17 protein-coding genes are annotated in these 24,594 nt (G+C 36.5%); 10 read left to right on the forward strand and 7 right to left on the reverse strand.

What is annotated here, in order from left to right:
• The coding region (locus J0M08_08885) for a SprB repeat-containing protein (GenBank protein MBN8703168.1) at positions 1-768 on the reverse strand (768 nt) is incomplete at its 3' end.
• 186 nt (positions 769-954) lie between these two features.
• On the opposite strand from J0M08_08885, the gene J0M08_08890 reads away from it, so the two are divergent.
• The 6 genes from J0M08_08890 to J0M08_08915 are packed head-to-tail and all read left to right on the forward strand — an operon-like array spanning position 955 to position 9,207.
• Positions 955-3,129, forward strand: a complete 2,175-nt coding sequence (locus J0M08_08890) for a S8 family peptidase (GenBank protein ID MBN8703169.1) — start codon at positions 955-957, stop codon at positions 3,127-3,129.
• A 3-nt stretch (positions 3,130-3,132) separates the two neighbouring features.
• Entirely contained in the window at positions 3,133-4,002 is an 870-nt protein-coding gene (locus tag J0M08_08895) for a UbiA family prenyltransferase (protein MBN8703170.1), read from the forward strand.
• Positions 4,003-4,032: 30 nt separating this feature from the next.
• Positions 4,033-5,949, forward strand: a complete 1,917-nt coding sequence (locus J0M08_08900; protein MBN8703171.1) for a T9SS type A sorting domain-containing protein — start codon at positions 4,033-4,035, stop codon at positions 5,947-5,949.
• 60 nt (positions 5,950-6,009) lie between these two features.
• Positions 6,010-7,080 (forward strand): peptide chain release factor 1, encoded by a 1,071-nt coding sequence (prfA, locus tag J0M08_08905; GenBank protein ID MBN8703172.1) that lies wholly within the window; start codon positions 6,010-6,012, stop codon positions 7,078-7,080.
• Positions 7,081-7,102: 22 nt separating this feature from the next.
• A complete protein-coding gene (gene pyrF / locus J0M08_08910) occupies positions 7,103-7,915 on the forward strand; it encodes an orotidine-5'-phosphate decarboxylase (protein ID MBN8703173.1) in 813 nt (270 codons plus the stop codon).
• Between the two features lie 11 nt (positions 7,916-7,926).
• A complete protein-coding gene (locus J0M08_08915) occupies positions 7,927-9,207 on the forward strand; it encodes a DUF2851 family protein (protein MBN8703174.1) in 1,281 nt (426 codons plus the stop codon).
• Positions 9,208-9,302: 95 nt separating this feature from the next.
• On the opposite strand, the gene J0M08_08920 is transcribed toward J0M08_08915, so the two are convergent.
• From J0M08_08920 to J0M08_08930, 3 genes are all read right to left on the reverse strand, one after another.
• Entirely contained in the window at positions 9,303-12,941 is a 3,639-nt protein-coding gene (locus J0M08_08920) for a T9SS type A sorting domain-containing protein (GenBank protein ID MBN8703175.1), read from the reverse strand.
• A gap of 88 nt (positions 12,942-13,029) precedes the next feature.
• Positions 13,030-14,412, reverse strand: coding sequence for a PQQ-dependent sugar dehydrogenase (locus J0M08_08925; protein MBN8703176.1), 1,383 nt, complete (start codon positions 14,410-14,412; stop codon positions 13,030-13,032).
• 436 nt (positions 14,413-14,848) lie between these two features.
• Positions 14,849-15,208, reverse strand: a complete 360-nt coding sequence (locus tag J0M08_08930; protein ID MBN8703177.1) for a pinensin family lanthipeptide — start codon at positions 15,206-15,208, stop codon at positions 14,849-14,851.
• A gap of 153 nt (positions 15,209-15,361) precedes the next feature.
• On the opposite strand from J0M08_08930, the gene J0M08_08935 reads away from it, so the two are divergent.
• The 4 genes from J0M08_08935 to J0M08_08950 all read left to right on the forward strand — a co-directional run bounded on the left by J0M08_08935 (position 15,362) and on the right by J0M08_08950 (position 21,352).
• Positions 15,362-16,831 (forward strand): hypothetical protein, encoded by a 1,470-nt coding sequence (locus J0M08_08935; GenBank protein ID MBN8703178.1) that lies wholly within the window; start codon positions 15,362-15,364, stop codon positions 16,829-16,831.
• 265 nt (positions 16,832-17,096) lie between these two features.
• A complete protein-coding gene (locus J0M08_08940) occupies positions 17,097-17,324 on the forward strand; it encodes a PspC domain-containing protein (protein MBN8703179.1) in 228 nt (75 codons plus the stop codon).
• Positions 17,325-17,561: 237 nt separating this feature from the next.
• Entirely contained in the window at positions 17,562-20,339 is a 2,778-nt protein-coding gene (locus J0M08_08945; protein MBN8703180.1) for a T9SS type A sorting domain-containing protein, read from the forward strand.
• 92 nt (positions 20,340-20,431) lie between these two features.
• Positions 20,432-21,352 (forward strand): SDR family oxidoreductase, encoded by a 921-nt coding sequence (locus J0M08_08950; GenBank protein MBN8703181.1) that lies wholly within the window; start codon positions 20,432-20,434, stop codon positions 21,350-21,352.
• On the opposite strand, the gene J0M08_08955 is transcribed toward J0M08_08950, so the two are convergent.
• From J0M08_08955 to J0M08_08965, 3 genes are read right to left on the reverse strand one after another with little or no spacing between them, the layout of a single operon-like run.
• Entirely contained in the window at positions 21,349-22,284 is a 936-nt protein-coding gene (locus tag J0M08_08955; protein ID MBN8703182.1) for a DUF2279 domain-containing protein, read from the reverse strand. The genes J0M08_08950 and J0M08_08955 overlap by 4 nt on opposite strands.
• Complete coding sequence (locus tag J0M08_08960; GenBank protein MBN8703183.1) at positions 22,284-22,991, reverse strand: aquaporin family protein; 708 nt, start codon at positions 22,989-22,991, stop codon at positions 22,284-22,286. The genes J0M08_08955 and J0M08_08960 overlap by 1 nt, the downstream gene beginning before the upstream one ends.
• Positions 22,992-23,008: 17 nt before the next feature.
• Positions 23,009-24,565 carry a glycerol-3-phosphate dehydrogenase/oxidase gene (locus J0M08_08965; GenBank protein ID MBN8703184.1) on the reverse strand — a complete coding sequence of 519 codons (1,557 nt, stop codon included), beginning with the start codon at positions 24,563-24,565 and terminating at the stop codon, positions 23,009-23,011.
• Positions 24,566-24,594: the final 29 nt, after the last annotated feature.

Consider the following 24,594-nt stretch of genomic DNA (forward strand, 5'->3'; position numbering starts at 1 on the left):
AAAAACGGCACCTGTAGAATCCGTTATAGTAACATAGTGAACGCCAGCACACAGACCTCCAATACTATCGGTGGTTTGACCACTCGGACTCCATAAATAAGTAAAAGGAGGAACACCTCCATAAATCTTCACCTTGGCCGTTCCATTGCATTGATTAAAACATGTAACATCTGTAGAAACAACTTCTTTGGTGGAAAGAAAACAACTCAAATTATCTACACCAAAATAAGAATACGGATTATTTGTATTACTGCATGACGATTTAGGGTTTACAACATTTCCATTATGCCCTATTGTTAAATAACACCATGTTTGTGTTGGTGTAAATTGAAATGAATAGGTTTGCCAAGTAGGGTTTCGAACTATGGTATCAAAAAACAATTCTCCTTGATGATTGCAATTATTACCTCCCCACATGGCAAAAACGCCAAAAAGACAGGAATCAGCATTGCCTATGCCTCCTCCATTTACAGGTATATTAACCAAATCAATTTCTAGTTTATACTTTACACCAGCCTGAAAACATCCGGGTACAAGCTGACATGCTTTTTCCTGCCAATTACCAGAACCTGGAGTACCATCTCCTACAAAACCTTGATAGGTATTGCCTGTGGAAGCAGGCACAGTAATACCCCACTGCCCAGGTTGAACATCTGGAGTTGTTCCGTTTGCTATGCTCCAACCTGGAGCAACTTGATGTGCTGCAGATTGACCTTCAAAATCTGGATTAGTTAAACAAATTTTTTGTGCAAATAGTGTATGTGACAAAAAAAATAAGACAAGGAAAATTGTCTTTGTTTTGGGGGATGCTCTCATGCTAATTCAAAAATGGGTTGTCTTAATATACCAACAATACCAACGAAAAGCAATAGTCCACGTACAAAACATCTAAAAATTACACTTGAATTCCTGCATTTTTTTTCATACATTAAACCTATTATCAAAAAAAACAACATGACACGTATTTTCACATTCTTATTAATTATACTCGTTACAAGTATTTCAAACGCCCAAACTCAAAAAATGAATTTTTCGTTGGCGTTGAAGTTAAACTCAACAGCATCTTCTAGCGACTTGCTTTCTGTTTTTGTAAAAGGAAATATTTCAATCATAAAAGAAATTACACAACAACACGGTGGAAATTTTAAATACGCTGCAGGAGATATTGCAGCTATTCAAATTCCAACAAAAGGCATTTATGCATTAACACAAAACTCTGCAGTAGTAAAAATTGAACACAGTAATTTGTTTACAAAACTAGAAGCGCTAAACGATACCATGCGCTTAAGAAATGACATTGAACCAATCCATCAAGGACTAGGCTCATTGCCGCAAGCATACGATGGCAGCGGAATTGTAATTGGCATCATAGATTCCGGAATGGACATCAATCATCCCGATTATAGAGATAGTATTGGCGGTGTAAGCAAAACACGTATAAAATATATTTGGGAACAAGATGTTGCAACAGTAAACCCTCCTGCGCCTTTTACATACGGAACAGAGTGGACTGCCAGCCAAATTGATAGCGGACTTTGCACACATACCGACACTCAATTTTCCGGACACGGAACACATGTATCCGGCATTGCTGTTGGAAATGGAAAGTCGGTTGGCTTTAATCAAGGAGCTGCACCTAAAGCAGATATTATTTTAGTTGCACTAAATTTTAATACATCGTCCGACCAAGATGTGGCAGATGCTACAGCATATATATACAACAAAGCCCAACAGCTAGGTAAACCGTGTGTTATAAATGCAAGTCTTGGCAGTATCATTGGATCGCACGATGGCAAAAACCTTGAGGCACAAGCAATAAAAAATTTAATTGACCAACAAAACGGACGAGTATTTGTTGCAGCAGGCGGTAATTCAGGCGGTTCTCCGCTACATTTGGGTTATACGGTAAATAGCGACACTTCCTTTACTTGGTTTTTAAAGCCATCCAACAGTAGTCAAATTTATATTCAAATGTGGTCCGACTCTACTGATTTCGCAAATGTACATTTTAGCATTGGTGCGGATAGAGTTTCTCCTAATTTTCAATTCAAAGGCAACATTCCATTCAAAAATATTGTTGCATCTCCGTTTCAAACTATCATGTTAGATACTCTTTATAGCAACAGTCAGCGTATTGGAACAGTACTCAGTTATATCGACACGCTTACAGGAGGAGATACCTATGGTGTAGAGTTTTTAATTACCCCGGACTCTACTTCGTTTGCTTGGAGATTAATGACCACTGGAACCGGCAAATTCGACACATGGAGTTACAACATGGTTTCATCCGGACTACCAAACGGAAATGTGTTTCCTCCAATAACCTACTACCAATTACCGGACATTCAACAAACCATCATGACAAGCTTTCAGTGCTTAGACAATGTAATTACGGTGGCTAATCATGTAAACAAAAAATCACATAAAGATATAAACGGAACACAAGCGTTGGATCCAGGCTTAACACCGGGTGCAATTGCTAGCAACTCCAGTGTTGGCCCCACACGTGATGGCAGAATAAAACCAGATATATCTGCAACAGGGGCTTACACTAATTCATGTATGGTATTATCGCTTGCTGCAGGAATTATTAGTGCAGCACCCAGTTATGTATCATGGGGCGGATATCACTTACGCGGTGGCGGAACATCCGCAGCAGCTCCGGTTGTAGCAGGTGCAGCAGCTCTTTATCTACAACGCTTCCCTACAGCCTCAGCAACTGCCGTTAAACAAGCCTTTTTAACTACAGCTAAGCAAGATGCATTTACAGGAAGTAGTTTACCCAATAACACTTGGGGATACGGTAAACTTAGTGCACTTCCTGCTATACAAGCTAATCTGCTAGGATTACCTGAACGAGGATTAAAAAGCACAAACGATTTACTTATTTACCCAAATCCTAGTACCGAAAATGTAACGTTTGAATACGACCTTGACAGAATAAACACTTCATCGAACTACACAATTAAGGTAATTAACCAATTAGGAGAAGTTGTTTTTTCAAAAACAGTTCAACAGTTTTCGGGAAAATATATTTTAGAAAAAGCTAAAATAGGAACTGGTATGTATATTGGCTGCATTGAGAGAGACGGAAAAATTATCTCTACTCAAAAATTTATTCTGGACTAATGTATGGCAGCTATTATTGCCACAACTAAAAACTTTTTATCACTTGTAAAGTTTAGCCATACTATTTTTGCGTTACCCTTTGCAATGATTGGTTTTTTTTCTGCGGTGAAGCTTACAGAAAGCAGCTTTGACATTTTTCTACTTGCAAAGGTTGTATTGTGTATGGTGTTTGCAAGAAGTGCGGCAATGGCTTTCAACAGATACCTCGACAGACAAATTGATGCAAAAAACCCAAGAACAAAAATTAGAGAGATTCCTAGCGGCATCATAACAGAAAAATCTGCATTGGCATTCACAATTAGCAATTGCATATTGTTTGTTGGCACAACTTTTTTTATAAATAATCTTTGCTTTGCTCTATCTCCTGTTGCACTCGCAGTAGTTCTCGGCTATAGTTTTACGAAACGCTTTACATCCTTGTGCCATTTGGTCTTAGGCCTAGGGCTATCGTTAGCCCCAATTGGAGCATACATAGCCGTAAGCGGCAGCTTTGCTCTTTTACCAGTTCTATTATCAATCGTAGTATTGTGCTGGGTAAGCGGATTTGATATTATATACGCATTGCAAGACGAAGACTTCGACAAATCGGAAAATCTATTTTCTATTCCTGTTGTATTTGGCAAAAAAGGGGCATTGGTAATTTCGAGAATTCTTCATACAACTTGTGCTGTAATACTCTTGCTAATTGGTTCTTTATTCCATTTTGAGATGCTGTACTTTGTTGGCACCGTACTTTTTATTGGGTTATTAATTTACCAGCACTCTATCGTAAAGCCCAATGACTTAAGCAAAGTAAACATTGCCTTTTTTACCACCAACGGCATAGCCAGCATATTGTACGCAGTTTTTTACATATCAAATTTATACTTGTAGCTCTACATCTTTTCTCGTAACTTTGCAGCTATGTGTTTTGCCAAAATTAAGTTTTTTAGTGTATTCCTTTTTATAGTAATTGCGTTAAGCAGTTTTGCTCAAAAAACTACATTTGATAAATCGAGCGTTACTGTCGAAGGACCTTTTGTTGTAAATTTTTCTGCAGTTAAAGAAGATTACGCTGTATCCTTGTTAAACACCGAGATGCCATCGCCCAACAGTTACAGAGGCAACTTAATTGAACTAAAGAAAAAATACCACCAAGAATTTTTGGCAAAAAAACAAAGTAACACAAATACGTTTAAAACAAATCACAATGGGCCGCACACCTCTATAGCGCCAGAACCTTTGGTACTAGATACTTTTGAGGCAAACTTGCAAAATTCGGGATATCCATTAGACAACGACATGGCCATTTCAAATGCAGGAATACTTGTATCTGTTATAAACTCTATCATCTACATTTACGACACCAACAATAACGACACACTTCTTTTCTCAAAAACATTGCACGCTTTTTCAAGTGTGTTAGGCATTAATCAATCCAAATACGACCCTAAAGTTATTTATGATCCGGAAGCCGACCGATTTATTATGGTTTACCTAAATGGATACATTGGGGCGCAAAGCAAGATTATACTTGCCTTCTCACAAACCAACGACCCAACAGGTAATTGGAATTTTTATTTTCTTCCCGGAAACCCTTTTAACAATAACCTTTGGAGCGACTACCCAATTGTAGCTATTACGAAACAAGATTTTTTTCTTACCGTAAATTTGATAAAAACAAATGCTCTTAACCCAAATTGGAAAACAGATTTTGTTGAAAGTCTTATATGGCAAGTGCAAAAGCAAGAAGGCTACAATGGCCAACCACTAATTGATTCCGTTTACCACAACATTAAATTTGACAATAGAAATATTCGAAATTTATTTCCTGTAAAAGGTGGAGCAGAACTATTAGGACCAAACTTATATTTATTATCAAATAGAAATTTTGCTCAAGAAAACGACTCGTTATTTTTAGTAGAAATAACCGACCATTTAACAAGTGGTAATGCCTCGGTAAAAATTAAGTTACTTAAATCTCCTACAAAATATTTCTTAGTACCGGATGCACGACAAAAAAATGGGCTATTCCTGCAAACCAATGACTCCAGGGTGTTGGGCGGATTTTTGCACAACGATAAAATTCAGTTCGTACAACATACAAAAGATACAACTACAGGATTTGCTGCTATTTACCACGGTATAGTTACCAACTTACAAAGCGAAAACCCAGTCATCTCTCATGTAAAAATTATTGGAGATAGTGTACTTGACTTCGGGTATCCAAACCTATCTTACTGCGGCTCCTACATCAATTATAGCGGAGCAACCAAACCAGAAAACGAATCTCTCATTACCTTTAGCCACTCTTCCCCAACTGATTTTGCAGGTGTATCAGCTATCTACTACAGTAACGAAAATGGGTACTCTAACGTGATAAAACTAAAAGAAGGAAGCAATGTTATAGATCAAGCTTCCGGTGCATACGAAAGATGGGGCGACTACTCCGGCTCTCAAAAAAAATACAATGAACCAAGTGTGGTATGGATATCTAGTTCATTTGGGAAGTCGAATAAAAAGTATGGAACTTTTGTGGCTAAATTAGGTTCTCCGCAATCAGAGCGGGTTACACCTAAAACCGAAAACACAGTTTTAGTATACCCTAATCCTACAGAAAATCTACTTTCTGTCAATTTCTTTCTTGAAGAACAAACAAACTTAAAATTCAATATATACGATATGCAAGGAAAACTTGTTATCACCCTGCTAGAAGAGTTTTCAAAAAAAGGTCAAAACATTTTTTCATTCTCTACAATCCCATTAAACAGAGGGCTATACAACTTAGTCATCGAATCTGAAACAAAAACTATTCTTAAAGAAAAAATAGTTAAACATTAGCTTTACTTTAGTAAGCTATAATTCATTAATTCTTAATTTCAACCAGTACAATTTTAAAGTATGCTAAATAAATTACAAGCCATAAAACAACGTTGGGAAGATGTAGAAAGACAACTTTCAGACCCACAAACCATGGGTGACATGAAGCTTTTTACAAAATTAAATAAAGAATACAAAGACCTAAAAGTTATAGTTGATGCTTATCACATTTACAAAAGTACTATCGACAATATAGCTTCTGCTAAAGATGTTCTCATGAATGAGAAAGACGAAGAGTTCAAAGCAATGGCACGATTGGAGTTGGAAGAACTTACCGAAAAAAAAACTAAGTTAGACGAAGAGGTTAGAAACCTACTAGTACCAAAAGATCCGGAAGACGATAGAAATGCAGTGGTTGAAATACGTGCAGGAACGGGAGGAGATGAGGCAAGTATTTTTGCCGGAGATTTATTTAGAATGTATGCGCGCTATTGCGAATCGCATGGCTTTAAGGTTGAATTGGTAGATAGCTCCGAAGGTACAGTAGGCGGATTCAAAGAAATTATTTGCAACGTGATTGGCGAAAACGCCTACGGAACATTAAAGTTTGAATCTGGCGTTCATCGTGTACAACGTGTGCCAAATACAGAAACAATGGGACGTGTGCACACATCCGCTGCAAGTGTGGTAGTTATGCCCGAAGCAGACGATGTAGAAGTAAACATCAATCCTGCAGATATTGAAGTACAAACAGCTCGTTCGGGCGGTGCCGGTGGGCAAAATGTAAACAAGGTTGAAACAAAAGTAATGATGACGCACAAGCCATCGGGCATTGTTGTTACATGCCAAATAGAGCGATCTCAGCATGGCAATAGAGAACGTGCATTACAAATGTTAAAAACCAAACTATACGAAATTGAGTATCAAAAAAAGATGGACGATGTAACTAAAAAAAGAAAAACCATGATTTCTACCGGTGACCGTTCTGCAAAAATTCGCACGTATAATTATCCTCAAAGTAGAGTTACCGATCACCGCATTGGCTTGAGCACACACAACCTTCCGGCTTTTATGAATGGAGATATTCAAGAGTTTATAGATGCCCTGCACATGGCAGAAAATGCAGAAAGATTAAAGGATGGAGGTTTGTAATTAATTATTTATTAAGACAGGTATGACAAAGCAAGAATTAAAAAATAGTATCATTCAAAAAAAATCTTGCCTTTGTATAGGCTTAGATACCGATATTACAAAAATTCCCAAACACTTACTTTCTTCATCTGACCCAGTTTTCGAATTCAACAAACAACTAATTGATGCAACAAACGATGTTTGTGTTGCCTATAAACTAAACACCGCATTTTACGAAAGCCTTGGCTCTGTGGGTTGGGAAGCTTTAGAAAAAACAGCACATTACCTAAAAGAATTTAAAAACATATTTACCATTGCCGATGCCAAACGCGGAGACATTGGAAATACATCAACTATGTATGCACAAGCATTCTTCGGGCTTATGAATTTTGATGCGGTAACTGTAGCACCTTACATGGGCTCTGACTCCGTTACACCATTTCTACAATACGAAGGCAAGTGGGTAATTCTACTTGCACTTACATCTAACAAAGGAGCGGATGATTTTCAATTAACTAAAAATGTAAGTAATGCATTCATATATCAACAAGTTTTAGAGGTTTCACAAAAATGGGGAAATGCAGAAAACATGATGTATGTAGTGGGTGCTACCCGTCCGGAGATGCTCGAAGAAATAAGAAAACAAATCCCGAATCATTTTCTTTTAGTGCCCGGAGTGGGTGCTCAAGGTGGAGATATAAAGGAAGTGTTTAAGTACGGAAAAAATGAAGATATCGGATTACTAATCAATTCCTCTCGCGGAATTATTTACGCTAGCAACAAAGAAGATTTTGCAGTAAAAGCTAGAGAAGAAGCCATAAAATTAAATAATGAATTGACCATTCAACTGCGTTAATTTATATACCAATGATTTCAGAAGATCTACTTCATCACATCTGGAAATTCAGACTTTTTGAGCAAAAAAACATTACTACATCAAAAAATATTTCCCTCGAAATTCTAAAAACAGGAGAACACAATAAAAATTCAGGACCGGATTTTTTTAACGCACGCATAAAAATAAATAATACCGAATGGGCTGGCAATGTGGAGATTCACGTCAACTCTTCTGACTGGCTAAAACACAAGCATCAAAATGACAATGCATATAAAAACGTTATCCTGCATGTAGTTTACAACCATGATGCAGAAATTAAACAAAATGGAGAAACGCTTCCAACACTTGAATTAAAGAATATTGTATTCCCTTATATACTTAGCAACTACACAAAACTTGTACAAAGTAAACACACCATCCCTTGCGAAAAACAAGTAAAAGGTGTAGGCGAATTCACTATTTCGTCTTGGCTAGAAAGGCTTGCTATTGAACGTCTTGAAAGAAAAAGTAGCGAAATAACACAATCATTACAATTAACCACCAATAATTGGATCGCTGTATTCTATAAATTTCTTTTTAAAAGTTGGGGATTTAAAACCAATGCAGAGCCCATGTTGCAATTAGCCAATAGCTTCGATTGGACGATTCTAGAAAAAATAAATGGAAATAAACTAGCTGTAGAATCGCTACTATTTGGGCAAGCAGGATTTTTAAACGCAGAATTTAAGGACGATTACCCAAAACAACTGAAAACCGAGTACACGCACTTAAAACACAAATATAGCCTCACTACACTGGATGCTTCTATTTGGAAGTTCTCGAAAATACGCCCTGTAGGGTTTCCAACCATACGAATAGCACAATTAGCAAGCCTGGTATCGGAAAATAAAAATCTACTCTCCTCTTTCCTAGAAATTAGTAATTACAATGGCGCAGAAAAATTATTTCAAATAAGTATAAGTGATTATTGGAAAAATCATTTTCAATTTGATAGTCCATCAGTAAGCAAACAATCTGTAAACATTGGCAAAAAAGCAATAGAATCAATTATCATCAATACCATAACGCCAATTCAGTTTACTTATGGAAAACTAAGAGATTCGGAAAAGCATTGTACTAGTGCATTAATGCTTCTAGAACAAATAGATGCAGAGAGTAATTCTATAATTGAGTATTGGGAAACGATAGGCATAAAAGCAAAAAATGCAATGGAAAGCCAAGCCCTTTTAGAGTTAAAAAACAACTATTGCAACCCTAAAAAATGCTTGCAATGTGCAATAGGTGATTCTTTGCTAAAAACGGACTTATGAAAAACAAGTCTAAAATTTTCACAGAAAGAATCTTAATCTATATAAAGTGAATACTTTCTTTTTCATATATATTGATTTTGTTTGGTAAAAACAAGCTACCGAACTAGCACAACCTTTTGGCTGGTTGATGATTTAGCACTTTGTAGCTTAATTGAATATACACCACAAGGAAGAAATAACTCTCCTATATCCAGTTCATATTTCTCTTGAGTTGAACTCCCAACAAAGTGTTTTTTTCCCATTGCATCCACTATACTTATTTCATAGCCATTAGAAAAATATTCATCATTTACCAGAATCATTATTTGGTCATTAGCAGGGTTAGGAAATATATTAATAGATTCATTTTTAAGCATAACAGCAACCAAATTGGAATAACTGTATTCCCCATCAAAATCAATTTGTTTGAGACGGTAATAAGAAACACCCTGAAATGGAAAGGAATCGACAATAGAATAATTAATTTTTGTATAACTATTTCCCTTTGCGTTAATCCACAGTATAGGTTCAAATTTTTTCGCATCTTGCGATCGCTCCACAACAAAATATTCGTTGTTTACCTCAGATGCCGTTTCCCACCAAACGTTTACGTGTGTATTATTTTCAGGTTCAGCATTAAAAGAAACTAGTTGTATTGGAAGCGGAATACCTGATGCATATTTGCCAACAAAACTATTTGTTGTTGTCGCGCCTGTTAAGCAAGCTGAATGTGCTAATGAGCCTGCTGTAGGGTCAAAATCTACATTTTCGGAATAAAAAGATCCGGTAACGTATAAATCTCCAATAGCATCTACCTCTATATCAACACCGCTTCCCCCTCCTCCAGTAGGTATAAACCCCCATTGATGAAAAAAAGTATTGGTAGGGATTAGGTTTTTTTTGTACACCGCCACAAAAGCCTGCCCTGCGGAAGTGGGTGAAACACTATTGGTATTAGTTGATGGGTCTAAGTCAACAGGGGTGTCATCAATACTACCCACTACATATAAATCGTCATCAAAAATCACTAACCCAACAGCCCTTTCTTGTGAGCCAAACGTACAATCACTAGTGCTAGATAAGGTAAATGCCCATTGAAAAAAAGAGGTGCTACTAGGGTTTAGGCTTATGTCGTACTTTGCAACAAGAATATCAGTAAAGCCACATAGACCCGGAAAAGTATTAACATTGCTAGAGGGATCAATATCTGTGCCTTCTCCTGCCATTCCTGCAATAAATAAATTAGTACCATCTAACACTGCATCATAAACAGAGGTTGGAAAATTAGACATTTGCAAATCGCCTAAACACCACCCCCATTGAAAAAAGGAGGTATTGCTTGGGGTGGTTGTACCATCGTATTTAATCATGGTCATCCCCCTGCCGGTTATCGTATAGGTATTGGCGGATGGATCGATATCAACAATAGAGCTTTCGCTCACCTTATTACTGGTAAGAATAATATCAGTACCACTAATATTAAGAGTTGATATGGACTGGGTATTATCCAAATCGGTATTAAAGCCCCACTTAAAAAAAGAAGTGCTCGAGGGAGCAAAGTTTAAATCGTACTTTGCCATAAATAAATAGAAGGTGCTTGTTGCTGTTATTACGCTATTGGTGTTGGTGGATGGATCTAAATCTAATGATGATGTAGATCTTGTGGCGCCTGTTAAATATAAATCGGTCCCGTTAATTGTTATGTTACCCTGTTCTTCTCTTTCCGGATTACCAATATTAAACGCCCATTTGTAAAAAGAGGTGTTGGTGGGATCTAAGCTACCATCGTATTTAGCTACAAAAATATCGTCATTGCCAGCTCCGGTAATGTTATTGGTATTGCTAGAAGGATCAAAATCTATGGCGCTTGTACCATTTATGGTACCAATAATATAAACTGTGGTTCCGCTAACTTTTATAGTTTTTATATTGTCGGCACCGCTACCCCCTAATGAAAATGCCCAAACGAGGGCGCCAGAGCTGTTATATTTTACTATGTAGGCATCTGAATTGCCATTAGATGATAAATAAGATGTTGAGCCGGAGGGATCAAAATCCACATTACTTCCTGTAAAAGTCCCCGCTGCATATACATTCCCTGAACCATCTACTACAATGGAGCTTCCGGCATCACTACCACCTGTTGCACCTATAGCAAAGGCATTACTGTATGCTCCGGCTGTGCTGTATTTTCCAATAAAGCAGTCGGTTGTTCCTGATGGAGAGCCTAAATTAGCTGTACTTCCGCTAGGGTCCATATCCACTGTAGTACTTAAAATATTACCACCAATGTATACATGCGTAGAAGCCAATGCTGCAGTATATGCAACATCATTAGCTGTACCGCCAATAGGGAATGCCCACTGGTAAAAAGAGGTATTGGAGGAAGCTAAGCTGCCATCGTATTTGGCATAAAAGCCTTCGTTAGAACCAAGCCCTGTTATGTTATTTGTATTGGTAGATGGGTCCATGTCTATAGCGGTAGTACCATTAATGAGCCCAGCTAAATAGATATCGGTTCCGTTTAAAAATAAATCGTATCCGATATCGCCTCCGGTAGAACCTGCTCTAAAAGCCCACTGATAGAAAGAGGTATTGGAGGGAGTTAAACTACCATCGTATTTAGCAACAAAAATATCGGTACTACCCGCACCTGTAATAGAGTTGGTGTTGGTGGATGGATCCATATCTATAGCTGTGGTGCCATTAATGGCACCAGTAAGATAGATGTTGTCTCCGTTGTTGGTTATTTTATAAGCTACATCGGCAGTGGTGCCCCCAACCCTAAAAGCCCAAACAAAAAAAGAAGTGTTAGATGGGGTTAGGCTTGCATCGTATTTGGCCACCACAATATCACTAGCAGCGCCATTTGCACCAAGGGTAAATGTGTTTACAGACGGATCCATGTCGGAAGCAAACGAGGACGAAAGCTGCCCAGCCATATAAATATGATTGGATTGGATGGTTATACTATACACAATATCACTAGTGGTTGATCGTCCATACAAAAAAGCCCATGTATAGAACGAAGTGCTGGATGGGCTGAAATTACCATCGTATTTGGCTATAAAGCCATCGTTGTTGTTACCCGAACCTGTTATATTGTTAGTATTTGTAGAGGGATCCATATCTATCGCTGTTGATCCATAAACGCTTCCACAAAAATAGATGTCGGTTCCGGAAACAAGTACTTGGTAGGCTGCATCGGCTCCTGTGCCTCCTATTGCGAAGGCCCATTGGTAAAAGGAAGTACTAGAAGGCGTAAGGCTAGCGGTGTATTTTGCTACAAAGGCATCAGTAGATCCGGCACCGGTTAAAGTATTTGTATTCGAGGAGGGATCCATGTCTATGGCACTGGTACCATTAATAACACCGGTTAGATACACATAGTCTCCGGCAACCGCTACTCCATAACTTGCATCGGCCGAAGTGCCTCCAATAGAAAAAGCCCAAACAAAGCTTCCTGAGCTGTTGTATTTAGCTAAGAAAACATCGCTATTTACAGATCCCCCTACGGAAGCTAAATTGTACGTACTTCCGCTAGGATCAAAATCTACAGCTAGTCCTTGAAAGGAACCGGTAACATATACGTTGCCCGAACCATCTACTGCCATAGAGCGCACTTCGTCTGCGCCATTGTCTAAACCAATATTATTTACCCAATCGGGTGCAATGCTTGGTTGAGCTGCGGATGGAAGAGAAACAAAGAGTAAACAAACTTGTATTAGTATAGTCGTAAATTTTTTATTTTGCATATACATTTCATATTAATTGTCCAATTTTTTTTTGTTATAAACAATAATAACTAGCAACTTCAAAACCATATACATTGCTAACATTCGCCTAATCTATCTTACAAAACCATTTTATAGCTAATTCGCTGCTTGATCCGTTAATATGTAGGTAGTATAAGCCAGCCGGTAGTTGTTCAATGTTTATTTTATTATTCTCGGGAGAAATTTTGTTGGAACAAAGAACTGTTGCGCCATAGATGTTTTTTATCTCTACTGTTATTTCCCCTTCAGGTAGATTATCAATTGTTATTTCGTTAGATGCAGGATTGGGATATACAAATAAATTCGATTTTTTTGAATTGTAATTTTGAACCGAATTAAAGCTACCTCTCTCAATTTTTCTGATTCGAGCGCCCGCTCTATCATTGCTTATAACATATACACTTCCATCGGGAGCAACAGCTACATCTCGAATTCGTTTCATACCACTGCCAATAAAATAATGATTTTTAAATACTACTGAATCCCCAGCAGAATTTAATCTATAGGCAATTACACCACCAATTGCTCCCCCAAAACTTAGTACAGACTCTAAAATGCAGTTGTTAAACTCTGGGATAGTCGTATCCGAATACCAATCAATTCCAGAGGGAGGGTGCATTCCCGCATCAATGGGAAATTCTATTGACCAAGCGTTGCATGCAGAACCCCAAATAGTGTACCCGTCTGATGCCGGCCATCCATAGTATTTACCGGGGATTAATAAGTTTAACTCGTCTGAGTTAGCGCCAAGCTCTGAAACATAAATACTTCCAGAGGGTAATTGTATTATTCCTTGGGCGTTTCTGTGTCCGATGGTATATAGATAATTATTCATAGTAGGATTATCGGTAGGAATTGTGCCATCGAAATTCATCCGCAATACTTTTCCATTGTAATAATTATTCGAAGTATCCCACGTACATACATAATCATTAGTCGTGATAAGTAATTTTCTATCTAATGTGGTAACTAGTCTGCCACCAGAGTGTTCGCCCTGATGAAAGTATCTGATTAACTCTTGCTCATTAAAAAGAACATCCATTGCAGAATCATACACATACTTGAACACCCTAATTTGAGTTCCTGTTGCGTAGTAATAAGCAGTATCCCATGCAATGAAAACTTCAGGGGTATCCTTAAAGTTTGGGTGAAACGTTAACCCTAAATAATTGCCACTTCCTTTATTAAAAACGGTATCTACCTTTTGAGTAGAAAAATTATAGGCAAGTATATAACTTCTGTTTGTAAACCAAAGCCGGTTATCTCCTCCCCATGCTATATCCCAGGGCACGTCACATTTGCTACTATCTACAATTGTTGTAATGTTTACATATGTACTATCAAGTAGATAATTGTTTATTTGGGCTTTTGTATTAGATAGTAAAACACAAAATATAAAATAGATACAAATTACAAGGGGCTTCAAAATACGATGGCTTTTATTTTTCATTTGGTTTTGAATTAGTTGTTATTAGCGTAAAACTGTAAGATAGCCCTTTTCTATTTTACTTTCATTAGTTAAAACATCATTTACTCCCTCCATATAGTAAGTGACATTGCTATCGAACCTAGCTCCGGGCAAGTTTGCCAGACTTGAAACACTCTTACTTAGCAATGAGGTTTTTCAATGAAAACAGTTTAGATTCAAATTTATTTACCATTTGTGAAATTGGGAACAATATTTTTTTGCCATTTCCATTGCTCCTTTTTGACAAAGCCCAACTACCAAACTGTGAAAAGATCAATGTGGTGGTTAATAGAAAACACTATGTAATATTTGAAAGGCTCGCATAGAATTATAAAAAATAAAATGTTGTACTTTGATGAAAACTTTAGGTAATAAAACAAATAGTGGCTAACAATTCTAATTATATCTCTTGGCAAATTTAGCAGTTTACAGCAGCGCTTATACATAAAATCGCTTGAATAGAACCACATCCATTTAACACTGATTCACAATAAAAATTTCTACTATTACCACATAATAAATCAGATGCTCTTTCTCCAACAGTCCAAGCATCGTTTGCTTCTACCAAATTAGCTACTGCGCATGAGGCTCCTAGTCCAGGTGTCGCTGGTTGTGCAGTTGGCACCGCAGTAAGTGTTCCAACAAGTGCACTTGCATACTGAGCAACCATTGGTTTCGCCTCCCCTCCGTTTATCGTCTCTCTTTCATTTGCTTTTAAACTAGTTACAAAACTTTCCACTTTAATTTCGCCTAGGCTTAGCTTTTTAGTTGTTTTCATGTTTTTTGTTTTTATTGCTAGTGATGATTCAAAATTACTACATCCAATACCTCCCAACCAACTAAAAAAGAACTTAAATGGTTTAAATAATTAAAATTAAAAATATTAAAGGTATATTTAAAAGGTGTTTTATTTAAAAATACATGAACTCATATGAATTCACTATTTCAATTAAAAAACAATAGTAAGCGACTTACAGCCTACCAAGAAAAGAGTCTATTAAGCCAACTAAAGAATTCGCCCAAGCAAAAAGTATTATTTAACCTGCTAAAGGCAGAACAACTGCCCAATACCAATGCAGCAATTAAAAAAATATACGAACAGGAACTGTTAACCACTTCTTTTAAGGTGGCACAAAATAGATTCTATAAACTTAAACAGTTGCTCAACGAGCAACTTGTGTTAATTCAAAAAGCCGACACCACTGAGCAACAGCATGGACTGCTCAACAGGCATGAGTTGCTGTACTATACCTGCCGCAAATTATATACCGAAGGCAACTACCTATTGGCACTTGAGCAACTTACAGCCCTAGAGCAAGAGTTGATTAAGGCCGAAATTTTCGAATTACTTTATTTAACACAAGACTTGCAACACCGATGCTTGCAACATTTGGGAAAATTCGAGGCTTGTAAGGTAAAGGTAAAAGCACAAGAACAATCGTTTGCAAAATACGCTTGCATTTACAATGCTGCTGTGGACGATTCTAAGGCAAAGCTGAATATGCCATATGGCAATACACGCAGATGGGACAATGTGGTAATAAAAAGAAAAAAAGCAGCAGAACAGTTTAAAGAGAGCAAGCGCCTTAAACTAATACATTTATATAGTAAGCTGGAATTATACAATTACAAAAACAGTATACAGCCCGGCTTTATAAATACTTCGTGGAGTATTCATAAAATAGATGCGTTGTTAAATAAGAATAATTTGCTATGCATGAATGATTTTGGCTTAGATTATCTAGCCAATAGAGATCGAGATGTTTTCCTTCAGAAAATTATGAATCACTCTAATTTTCCCAATTTACAAGTGGAATACGATGATGATATGATAAAGCGTTTTGCAGGGCAAGCACTTGAGTTTAATTATTTGCAGTGGCTAATTCGTTTTTTTATGAAAATGGAAGACTGGAAAAATTGTTTTTTTATACTTGAGGAGGCTCGAAACTTTGGCATAAAAAACAATTCACACTCTGCAAAGCTCATTACTCAATTTAGAATAATAGAAGTAAATTTAGAGGCTTTTCCTAGTTATCTTCCTCCTGACAAGGCTCAATTAAAAAAGAGTATAGAGGAAGTAATAGCAAATATAAACTCAAAAACAATTGGTTGGGAGGTGGTTGTAGGTAATAAAGAATATTTATTATTCATGATTGTACTAAATTATTTAATTTGTTCAGAAAAGAAAGAAGCGATAAAACTTATAGCAGGAATTAAAATAAAGAACAAACTATTGGCTTCCATGGAAATAGCAATACATACCTTTCAAAAGCTAATAAAGGGTACACTTACGAAAGCTAAAGCCATTGAACAGTTAGAAAAATTTTCGGAAGCTCTCCCATTAAATCAAAAAAGTAAAAAACTAGACGCCATTATTAGAATTGTAAAGGCACGCTTCTAGGAATTTGCTATATAAGATTCATTTTAGCCAAATGCAGAAGGAACAATATATATAAGTGGTTTAAAGAATACCAGTAGTTATATACTGTTAATTTCTGAGATATGGAAGAGAGGAAACGATAAGCATAAAAGCAAAAAATGCAATGGAAAGCCAAGCCCTTTTAGAGTTGAAAAACAACTATTGCAACCCTAAAAAATGCTTGCAATGTGCAATAGGTGATTCTTTGCTAAAAAATAAGTAAATTTAACCAATGATAACATCTGTAATTACAAGAATACGTAGTTGGTTCGAATCCCAAGCATTTGGAGTTTGCGATTGGTGGGGAAAAAAGCTTGGCATAAAAGCTACCAATATCCGTATGTACTTTGTTTACCTGTCATTTTTCACATTTGGATCGCCTATCATTATTTATTTTATTATGGCTTTCATGCTAGAGCATAAAGATTATTTTAAACCTCAAAAGAGTCGTAAGCCAAGCATTTGGGACTATTAGAACCTTCTGTTTTTCATACTCTAATAAAACTTTTTCTTAACAATTAGAACAATACGCTTCTATAGCACAACTGTGTTTGTTATTGTCAAATAGATATACGTTACATATAAAAAAAGCACCTGAAGAGGCTAGAGCATAATTAAGAAGAGCAAATTTTTCAAACAGTTGATATATCACTCAGTAAAAGCTCTTCAACTATTTTTATATATTTATCCTATTAAATTTTAATTATTAAATATGAAACAACACAACAACTCCAATACAACAGTAAAACTTCTAGCACTAGTAATTCATATTGCATTTTCAACCACAGCTATCGCTTCTAATTATTATTGGGTTGGCGGCACAGGTAATTGGTCGGATTACGCCAACCACTGGGCTACTACCAATGGAGGCAACACCTTTCATACATCAGCACCAACCACAGCCGATGATGTGTATTTTACAGCACAATCGTTTTCAAGCGCAAATAGTGTTGTTACTTTAGATAGTGTAGCATACTGCCACAATCTAACTTTTACAGGCATTACCGACCCACAAAAACTTGCTTCAACAGTTTTTACAAACGGTTTAAATATAGATGGCTCTATGACACTTTACAACAAACTACAATACGACATTCATTTCCCATTCTTTAAGTTTACCTCTAATAGCACAGGAAATACACTGAATACCAATACTGCTACGCTACCCAATAATGTATTCTTTACTGGTACCGGAGAATGGACATTTGCAAGCAATGTTACCGCTACTTTTATTTATTTTAATAGTGGCATATTAAATACAAACGGCTATCAAGCATTTTTCTATTCCTTTCAATCTACCACTAATAACACTAGAACACTTAACTTAGGTAACTCATACATAAACTCATATTATTGGACAGTTGATAACTCAAGCAATAATTTCAATCTAATAAAAGGAAACTCTAATCTTGAGTCTGTCTATTTTAAAGGTGGTGGGCTACTATATGCAAATTTTACTATAGGTAGCATGGGAGTTGCCACTGTTGGAGACAACAATTTTTTTGACACTATATTTGTAGCTAACTACAATCAAGTAAATTTTGAAGCGGGTACAACCCAAAACGCAAACGCTTTAATACAAGCATACACATCTTCATGCATTTTAAAAGTAGCGCTTACTGGAGATAACGGTATAGCAACTATTAATATACCAAGCGGCAACATTAATTTTAGCGATATAATAATTCATAATCTAACTGTAACCGGAAGCGCTACTTTTAATGCTTTCAATAGCTATGGTATTGGCAATACTAACGGTTGGAATATATCAAGCGGTCCTGCAAATAGAAATTTCTATTGGATTGGCGATGATGGTGTTTGGATGGATGGTTCACATTGGTCGCTAACGAGCGGTGGAACAGCCATCAACTGTGTCCCCGGACCTTTTGATAATGTTTATTTTGATCAAAATTCATTTAGTACAGGTGGTCAAAATGTGTTTATTGACATGCCTGCTTATTGCAAAACAATGGATTGGTCCGGAGTACAAAATTCTCCTACTCTAGCTGGTTTCGAATATGATATAAATGTATGTGGGGCATTTATTTTAGATAGCAATATGTCTTCTTCTTTTGTTCCAAACATAAATTTCATTTCTGATAGTGTTGGAAATACCATTGACTTAAATGGTATAGATCATTTGGGTGGTGTAAAGTTTTATGGCAAAGGAAATTGGAATTTGGCAACTAATTTTACCACCGGTGTATATGGATCTCCACTTATACTTCTTCAAGGAACTATTAACACCAATGGACATGACGTCACTGCGTATGAATTTAAAACTTCTGGTGATAGTGCCAAAACTTTAGATATAAGTAATAGTAAAGTTATGATTACCACCTCCTGGTCGGCCGAAAGCGCTTTTAACTTAATTGATAGTAATTCAGTTATTGAATTGACAAATAATGGAAAGTTCATTGGGAAAGGAATGAATTACTATCACGTAAATTTTAAGGGAACTAACGGATACGAAATATTCGATAATAATATATTCGACACGCTTACCCTTACTCCTTCAGGCTCCTATCTATTTGACACAAGCAATACGCAAAAAATAGATGTGCTAAATTTTAGCTCAATGCCGAGTTCGGGTCAAGAGATTACAATAAAATCTAATAGTGTGGGTACTAAATCAAAAATAAATCTAACAGGAGACAAATTCTGCGGAGATTACCTAATTGTTCAAGACATAAACAGCATAGGCAATCATTTTTTCGCAGGACCAAATTCTACCGATAACGGAAATAACTCCAAAGTGTATTTTATAAATTGTACTGCACCCTTAAGTATTAATATTACAGACAGCATGAATGTATTGTGCTTTGGCGATTCTACAGGGTGGGCAAAATTTTCTATTGGAGGGGGATTACTTCCTTATAACTATTCATGGAGCAATGGAGCTGCTTCAGATTCAACAGGAGGATTAAGCGCAGGAACCTATACGGTTTTTGTATGGGATGCCCTAAATGATACAATTAGTAGAGTTATAATTATAACAGAACCTGCCCCAATAGCTTTAAATTTTGCAATTGGCATTGATAGTATTTGTAGCAACCACACATCTATTAATTTAAATGCAACGCCATCCGGTGGCACATTCTCCGGAAATGGTGTTGTTGGCACAACCTTCAACCCGGCCCTACTGTCTAGCGCTGGGCTTACCTATATTACTTATACGTTTGTTGATACCAGTGGATGTAGCCAATCAAAAACAGACAGTATTTTTGTTAATGTTTGTACAGGTATTGATAAAGAAGCTAAACAAATAATAACAGTTAACCCGAATCCGGCAACCAATACGGTATTTTTTAGTAGTAGCTCAATTAATGCAGAACCCATTAGTATTATAAATGCGATGGGAATGGAAGTATATAAGGATATAATTTTAAAATCATATACAGCTGACTTAAGTTATTTACCATCCGGTATTTATACCATTAAAATAGGCTCAAATAATAACTCTAGTTATACCAAACTAGTAAAACAATAAACAGGGTACTACCACTCTATTAAAGTAAAAAATACAAAAATTAGAAATCTCCAAACACCAACTTCTGATAAATCAATAGAGAAAAAAATAAAATGAAAATATTAATAACAGGCAGTAACGGACTTCTTGGTCAAAAATTGGTTTACAATATTTTGAGTAGAAGTAATTATAAATTAATTGCCACCTCAAAAGGAGAAAACAGATTGAAAGAAAAAAATGGATACAAATATGAATCGCTTGATATAACGAGTAAGCAAGAAGTTGAAACGATTTTACAAAAACACCTCCCGGATGTAATTATTAATACAGCTGCGTTAACAAATGTAGATGCCTGCGAAACACAAAAAGAAGAATGTTGGAATTTAAATGTACTTGCTGTGCAATATTTTGTTGATACACTTACCCAATTAAAATCAGAAACATACAACCCTCATTTTATACATCTTTCAACTGATTTTATATTTGATGGAGAAGCCGGCCCTTACAAAGAAGAGGACAAACCTAATCCTTTAAGTTATTACGCAAAATCAAAATACGAAAGCGAAAAAATTGTTCAGCAATCAAGCATTTCATGGGCAATTGCCAGAACCATCATCGTATATGGCATTGTGGACAATATGAGCCGTAGCAATATCGTGTTGTGGGCAAAAGATGCATTAACAAAAAAACAAAACATAAACGTTGTTGACGACCAATTCCGCTCCCCTACGCTATCTGAAGATTTAGCGGAAGGATGCATGTTGATTGCAGAAAAAAAAGCAACTGGTATTTATAATTTATCCGGACCAAATACCACAAGTATTCTTGACCTAGTTTATCAAGTAGCAGACTTCTGGAATTTAGATAAATCATTGGTAACACCAATAAAATCAAACACCTTAAATCAAGCAGCCAAACGTCCCCCTAGAACTGGCTTTATACTTGATAAAGCAAGAAAGGATTTAAACTACAATCCACACTCTTTTTCGGAGGGACTAAAAATTTTAGATGAGCAACTCAAACGAATTAATTAAAATCCAATCCAATCAACTCCAAACTTATTGTTTGAATACATAAGTGCAGGGAATGGCACTTTAACTCTATTTGCAACGTGAATCAACGTACGCAAGAACTTCGACTTACATTTTATTCTTGACAAATCAACATCTAAGCTTACGTAATACTCCGAATATCTTTTAAATACCGGTAGCGCATTTCCTTTGTCATCAAACAATGGGTTAGATGTTCCTCCAATCATACCTGTTCCTCCATAACCAACAGCAATATTCAACCACTTAGGAAATCTACTATCTCTCGTCATAAATGATGCAGGATTCCAACTCAACCAAAAAGTATGAGCATTGTAATCTTTCATCCCTTTTTCCAACAAACTTTTACCAAGCAACTCTGGTCTATACTTTGCCAAACCCGATTCGCGATAAGAATATTTTATAGTAAAGCGTTGCTCTTCCCATAACAACTCTTGTGTAGCCATTAAAGCTGTACCTGTTACATTTGCAATCATATCTCCCGGTGAAAATCCCCAATGTGCAGAATATCCATCTAAAATTTCAATACAACTTATGTAACTCATTCCCATCAACGATCCATACAAGACAGATTTTTTCTTATTCACACCACACCATCTATAAACTTTATAGGACGCATGGGCTATGCTGTAGGTATTAAACACATGGCCAACTTTATCCAACACCAACCACTCATCATTATCATTAAAAAAATGAAACTTGCTTTTTGGATAATCTGCATACCACAGTTGATTCAAACCAATAAAAGATATCGCTTGAACAGAAATTGCAGTAGTAGAAACAGCTACAAATCTTTTTTTGTTGAAGGGATTTTGCTTAACCGTAGTATCCTGCTGAGCGAAAGAAAATAATGGGAATATAAAAAACACAAAAATACTACGAACCAATAAACGATATGATTTTAGTAAATCGGACATTAAAATAAACAATATACAGCTACTCCAATGATTGCTCCAATAATAGGCCCCACAATAGGTATCCAACTATAGCTCCAATCGCTATCTCGCTTATTTTTTATTGGTAATAAAAAATGTGCAATCCTTGGACCTAAATCTCGTGCGGGATTAATAGCGTATCCTGTAGGGCCGCCTAATGATAAACCAATTCCCAACACAAGTAAAGAAACTGGTAACGCATCCAATGTTCCTAAACTAGTTGTTGGATTTGACAATGCCATAGCTCCAAACATCAACACAAACGCTCCTATAATTTCTGTTATTAAATTATGAACGGTGCTCCGTATTGCCGGGGCTGTGCTGAACACAGCAAACTTCAAATCCTTGTCGTCTGTTACATCAAAATGTTGCTTATAAGCAATCCAAACAACAATACTTCCTACAAACGCTCCGCCTACTTGTGCCGCTATATAAGGCAATACAAATGCCACATTAAATTTTCCAAAGGCCGCAAGGGCAATTGTAACCGCAGGATTAAGATGTCCGCCCCCCCACAATTTCGTAGAAGTATAAACACCTACAAATACAGCCATAGCCCAGCCAAATGTAATAACAATCCAGCCACTATTATTCCCTTTGGTTTGAGAGAGAACAACATTCGCAACTACACCATTGCCCAAAATAATCAGAAGCATAGTGCCAATAAATTCGCCTAAATAAGGATTCATTTTTCTTTCTTTAATAATTAATAAGTAGGAAGATAATTATTTGCAATTAATTTAAAATGCGCTAGTTGATTTTTTATCCATATCGAATCCTTTTGCATCTCCACAGCCATCAATTCAGCTACCAAAGGCGCTGCTTCAATTGCAGCCTTGCTGTCTAGCAAAAGTGCTCTGGTTCTTCTCGACAGCGCATCTTCTAATGTCATGCACATTTCATTTTGTACAGCCCAACTAATTTCTGCTTTTATATACGGAAGCGATGGATGAATCAATTGCACAAGCGCTGAATTATTTTTAACCAATTCTTTTATATTCTCTTCGTCCGTTCCGTAATAATAAAGCGGAGCAGAGAAATCGGTATTTTCCTTGTATCCGTGTATATGAATATTTTGTGTTACACACTCCTTCGTGTTTAATCCTAATTTACAAATGGCAATATCCATAACATCTTCCGCCATTTTTCTATAAGTAGTCCACTTTCCTCCGGTAATACTTATTAATTCAGAATCGGAAATTTGAATATGATGATCTCTGGAAATAGCAGATGTAACTTTACTGTTACTCTTTACTAACGGTCGCAAGCCGGCAAATACACTTCTAACATCTGCCATTGTAGGATCCATAGCTAAATAGCGAGCAATATGTGTCAATACAAACTCAATCTCCTCTTGTTGGGCAACAGGTTCTTCACTTACCTTTGAAATCGGAGTGTCTGTAGTTCCTACAATTATTTTATTGTGCCATGGAACTGCAAATAAAACTCTTCCATCATCGGTCTTTGGAATCATAATTGCAGTTTCGGAAGGAAGAAATTTTTTATCAAAAACCAAATGAATGCCTTGACTATGGGTAATTAAAGGCTCCGCAGCAGGATTATCCATTTTAGCAATGGAATCAGAAAAAATACCCGTAGCATTAATTACTACTTTCGATTTAACTTCATATTCGTTCCCATCCAACGAATCCTTTACTTTAACTCCACAAACAACTCCTTTCGATTTCAACAACTCCTCAACACCCATGTAATTCAGCACTACAGCCCCATGTGCAGAAGCCGTCATTGCTAAATGAATTCCTAATCGGGCATCATCAAATTGTCCATCGTGGTACAATACACCTCCGGTCAAACCATTCGAATCAATATTAGGAATATGCTTAATTGTTTCTTCTGTGCTTAAAAATTGTGACGGCCCCAATCCCAAGCTACCAGCCATCCAGTCATACACCTTTAAACCAATACCATAAAAGGGGTTTTCCCACCACTTGTAATTAGGAATAACAAAGGATTGGTTTTTTACAAGATGCGGTGCATTCTTTTTCAAAAGCCCTCTTTCCTTAAGAGCTTCCATTACTAATTTTATATTGCCTTGCTGTAAATAGCGCACCCCACCATGCACCAGCTTTGTACTTCGAGAGGAAGTTCCTTTTACAAAATCACATTTCTCTAGCAGAATTGTTTTACAACCTCTAGATGCAGCATCAATAGCTATTCCCAAACCGGTAGCACCACCACCAATAATACATATATCAAACTCCTTGATTGATGTAAGTTCTTGTATATGCTTATCTCTATTCAATTCACAATTCTTAATTTCTAATTCTCAAT

It is taken from the genome of Bacteroidota bacterium (genome assembly GCA_017303975.1).
Lineage (GTDB): Bacteria > Bacteroidota > Bacteroidia > JAFLBG01 > JAFLBG01 > JAFLBG01.

Coding starts and splice junctions, on each gene's coding strand:
- J0M08_08890 (MBN8703169.1), top strand. CDS start 955: ATGACACGTATTTTCACATTCTTATTAATTATACTCGTTACAAGTATT.
- J0M08_08895 (MBN8703170.1), top strand. CDS start 3,133: ATGGCAGCTATTATTGCCACAACTAAAAACTTTTTATCACTTGTAAAG.
- J0M08_08900 (MBN8703171.1), top strand. CDS start 4,033: ATGTGTTTTGCCAAAATTAAGTTTTTTAGTGTATTCCTTTTTATAGTA.
- prfA (MBN8703172.1), top strand. CDS start 6,010: ATGCTAAATAAATTACAAGCCATAAAACAACGTTGGGAAGATGTAGAA.
- pyrF (MBN8703173.1), top strand. CDS start 7,103: ATGACAAAGCAAGAATTAAAAAATAGTATCATTCAAAAAAAATCTTGC.
- J0M08_08915 (MBN8703174.1), top strand. CDS start 7,927: ATGATTTCAGAAGATCTACTTCATCACATCTGGAAATTCAGACTTTTT.
- J0M08_08920 (MBN8703175.1), bottom strand. CDS start 12,941: ATGCAAAATAAAAAATTTACGACTATACTAATACAAGTTTGTTTACTC.
- J0M08_08925 (MBN8703176.1), bottom strand. CDS start 14,412: ATGAAAAATAAAAGCCATCGTATTTTGAAGCCCCTTGTAATTTGTATC.
- J0M08_08930 (MBN8703177.1), bottom strand. CDS start 15,208: ATGAAAACAACTAAAAAGCTAAGCCTAGGCGAAATTAAAGTGGAAAGT.
- J0M08_08935 (MBN8703178.1), top strand. CDS start 15,362: ATGAATTCACTATTTCAATTAAAAAACAATAGTAAGCGACTTACAGCC.
- J0M08_08945 (MBN8703180.1), top strand. CDS start 17,562: ATGAAACAACACAACAACTCCAATACAACAGTAAAACTTCTAGCACTA.
- J0M08_08950 (MBN8703181.1), top strand. CDS start 20,432: ATGAAAATATTAATAACAGGCAGTAACGGACTTCTTGGTCAAAAATTG.
- J0M08_08955 (MBN8703182.1), bottom strand. CDS start 22,284: ATGTCCGATTTACTAAAATCATATCGTTTATTGGTTCGTAGTATTTTT.
- J0M08_08960 (MBN8703183.1), bottom strand. CDS start 22,991: ATGAATCCTTATTTAGGCGAATTTATTGGCACTATGCTTCTGATTATT.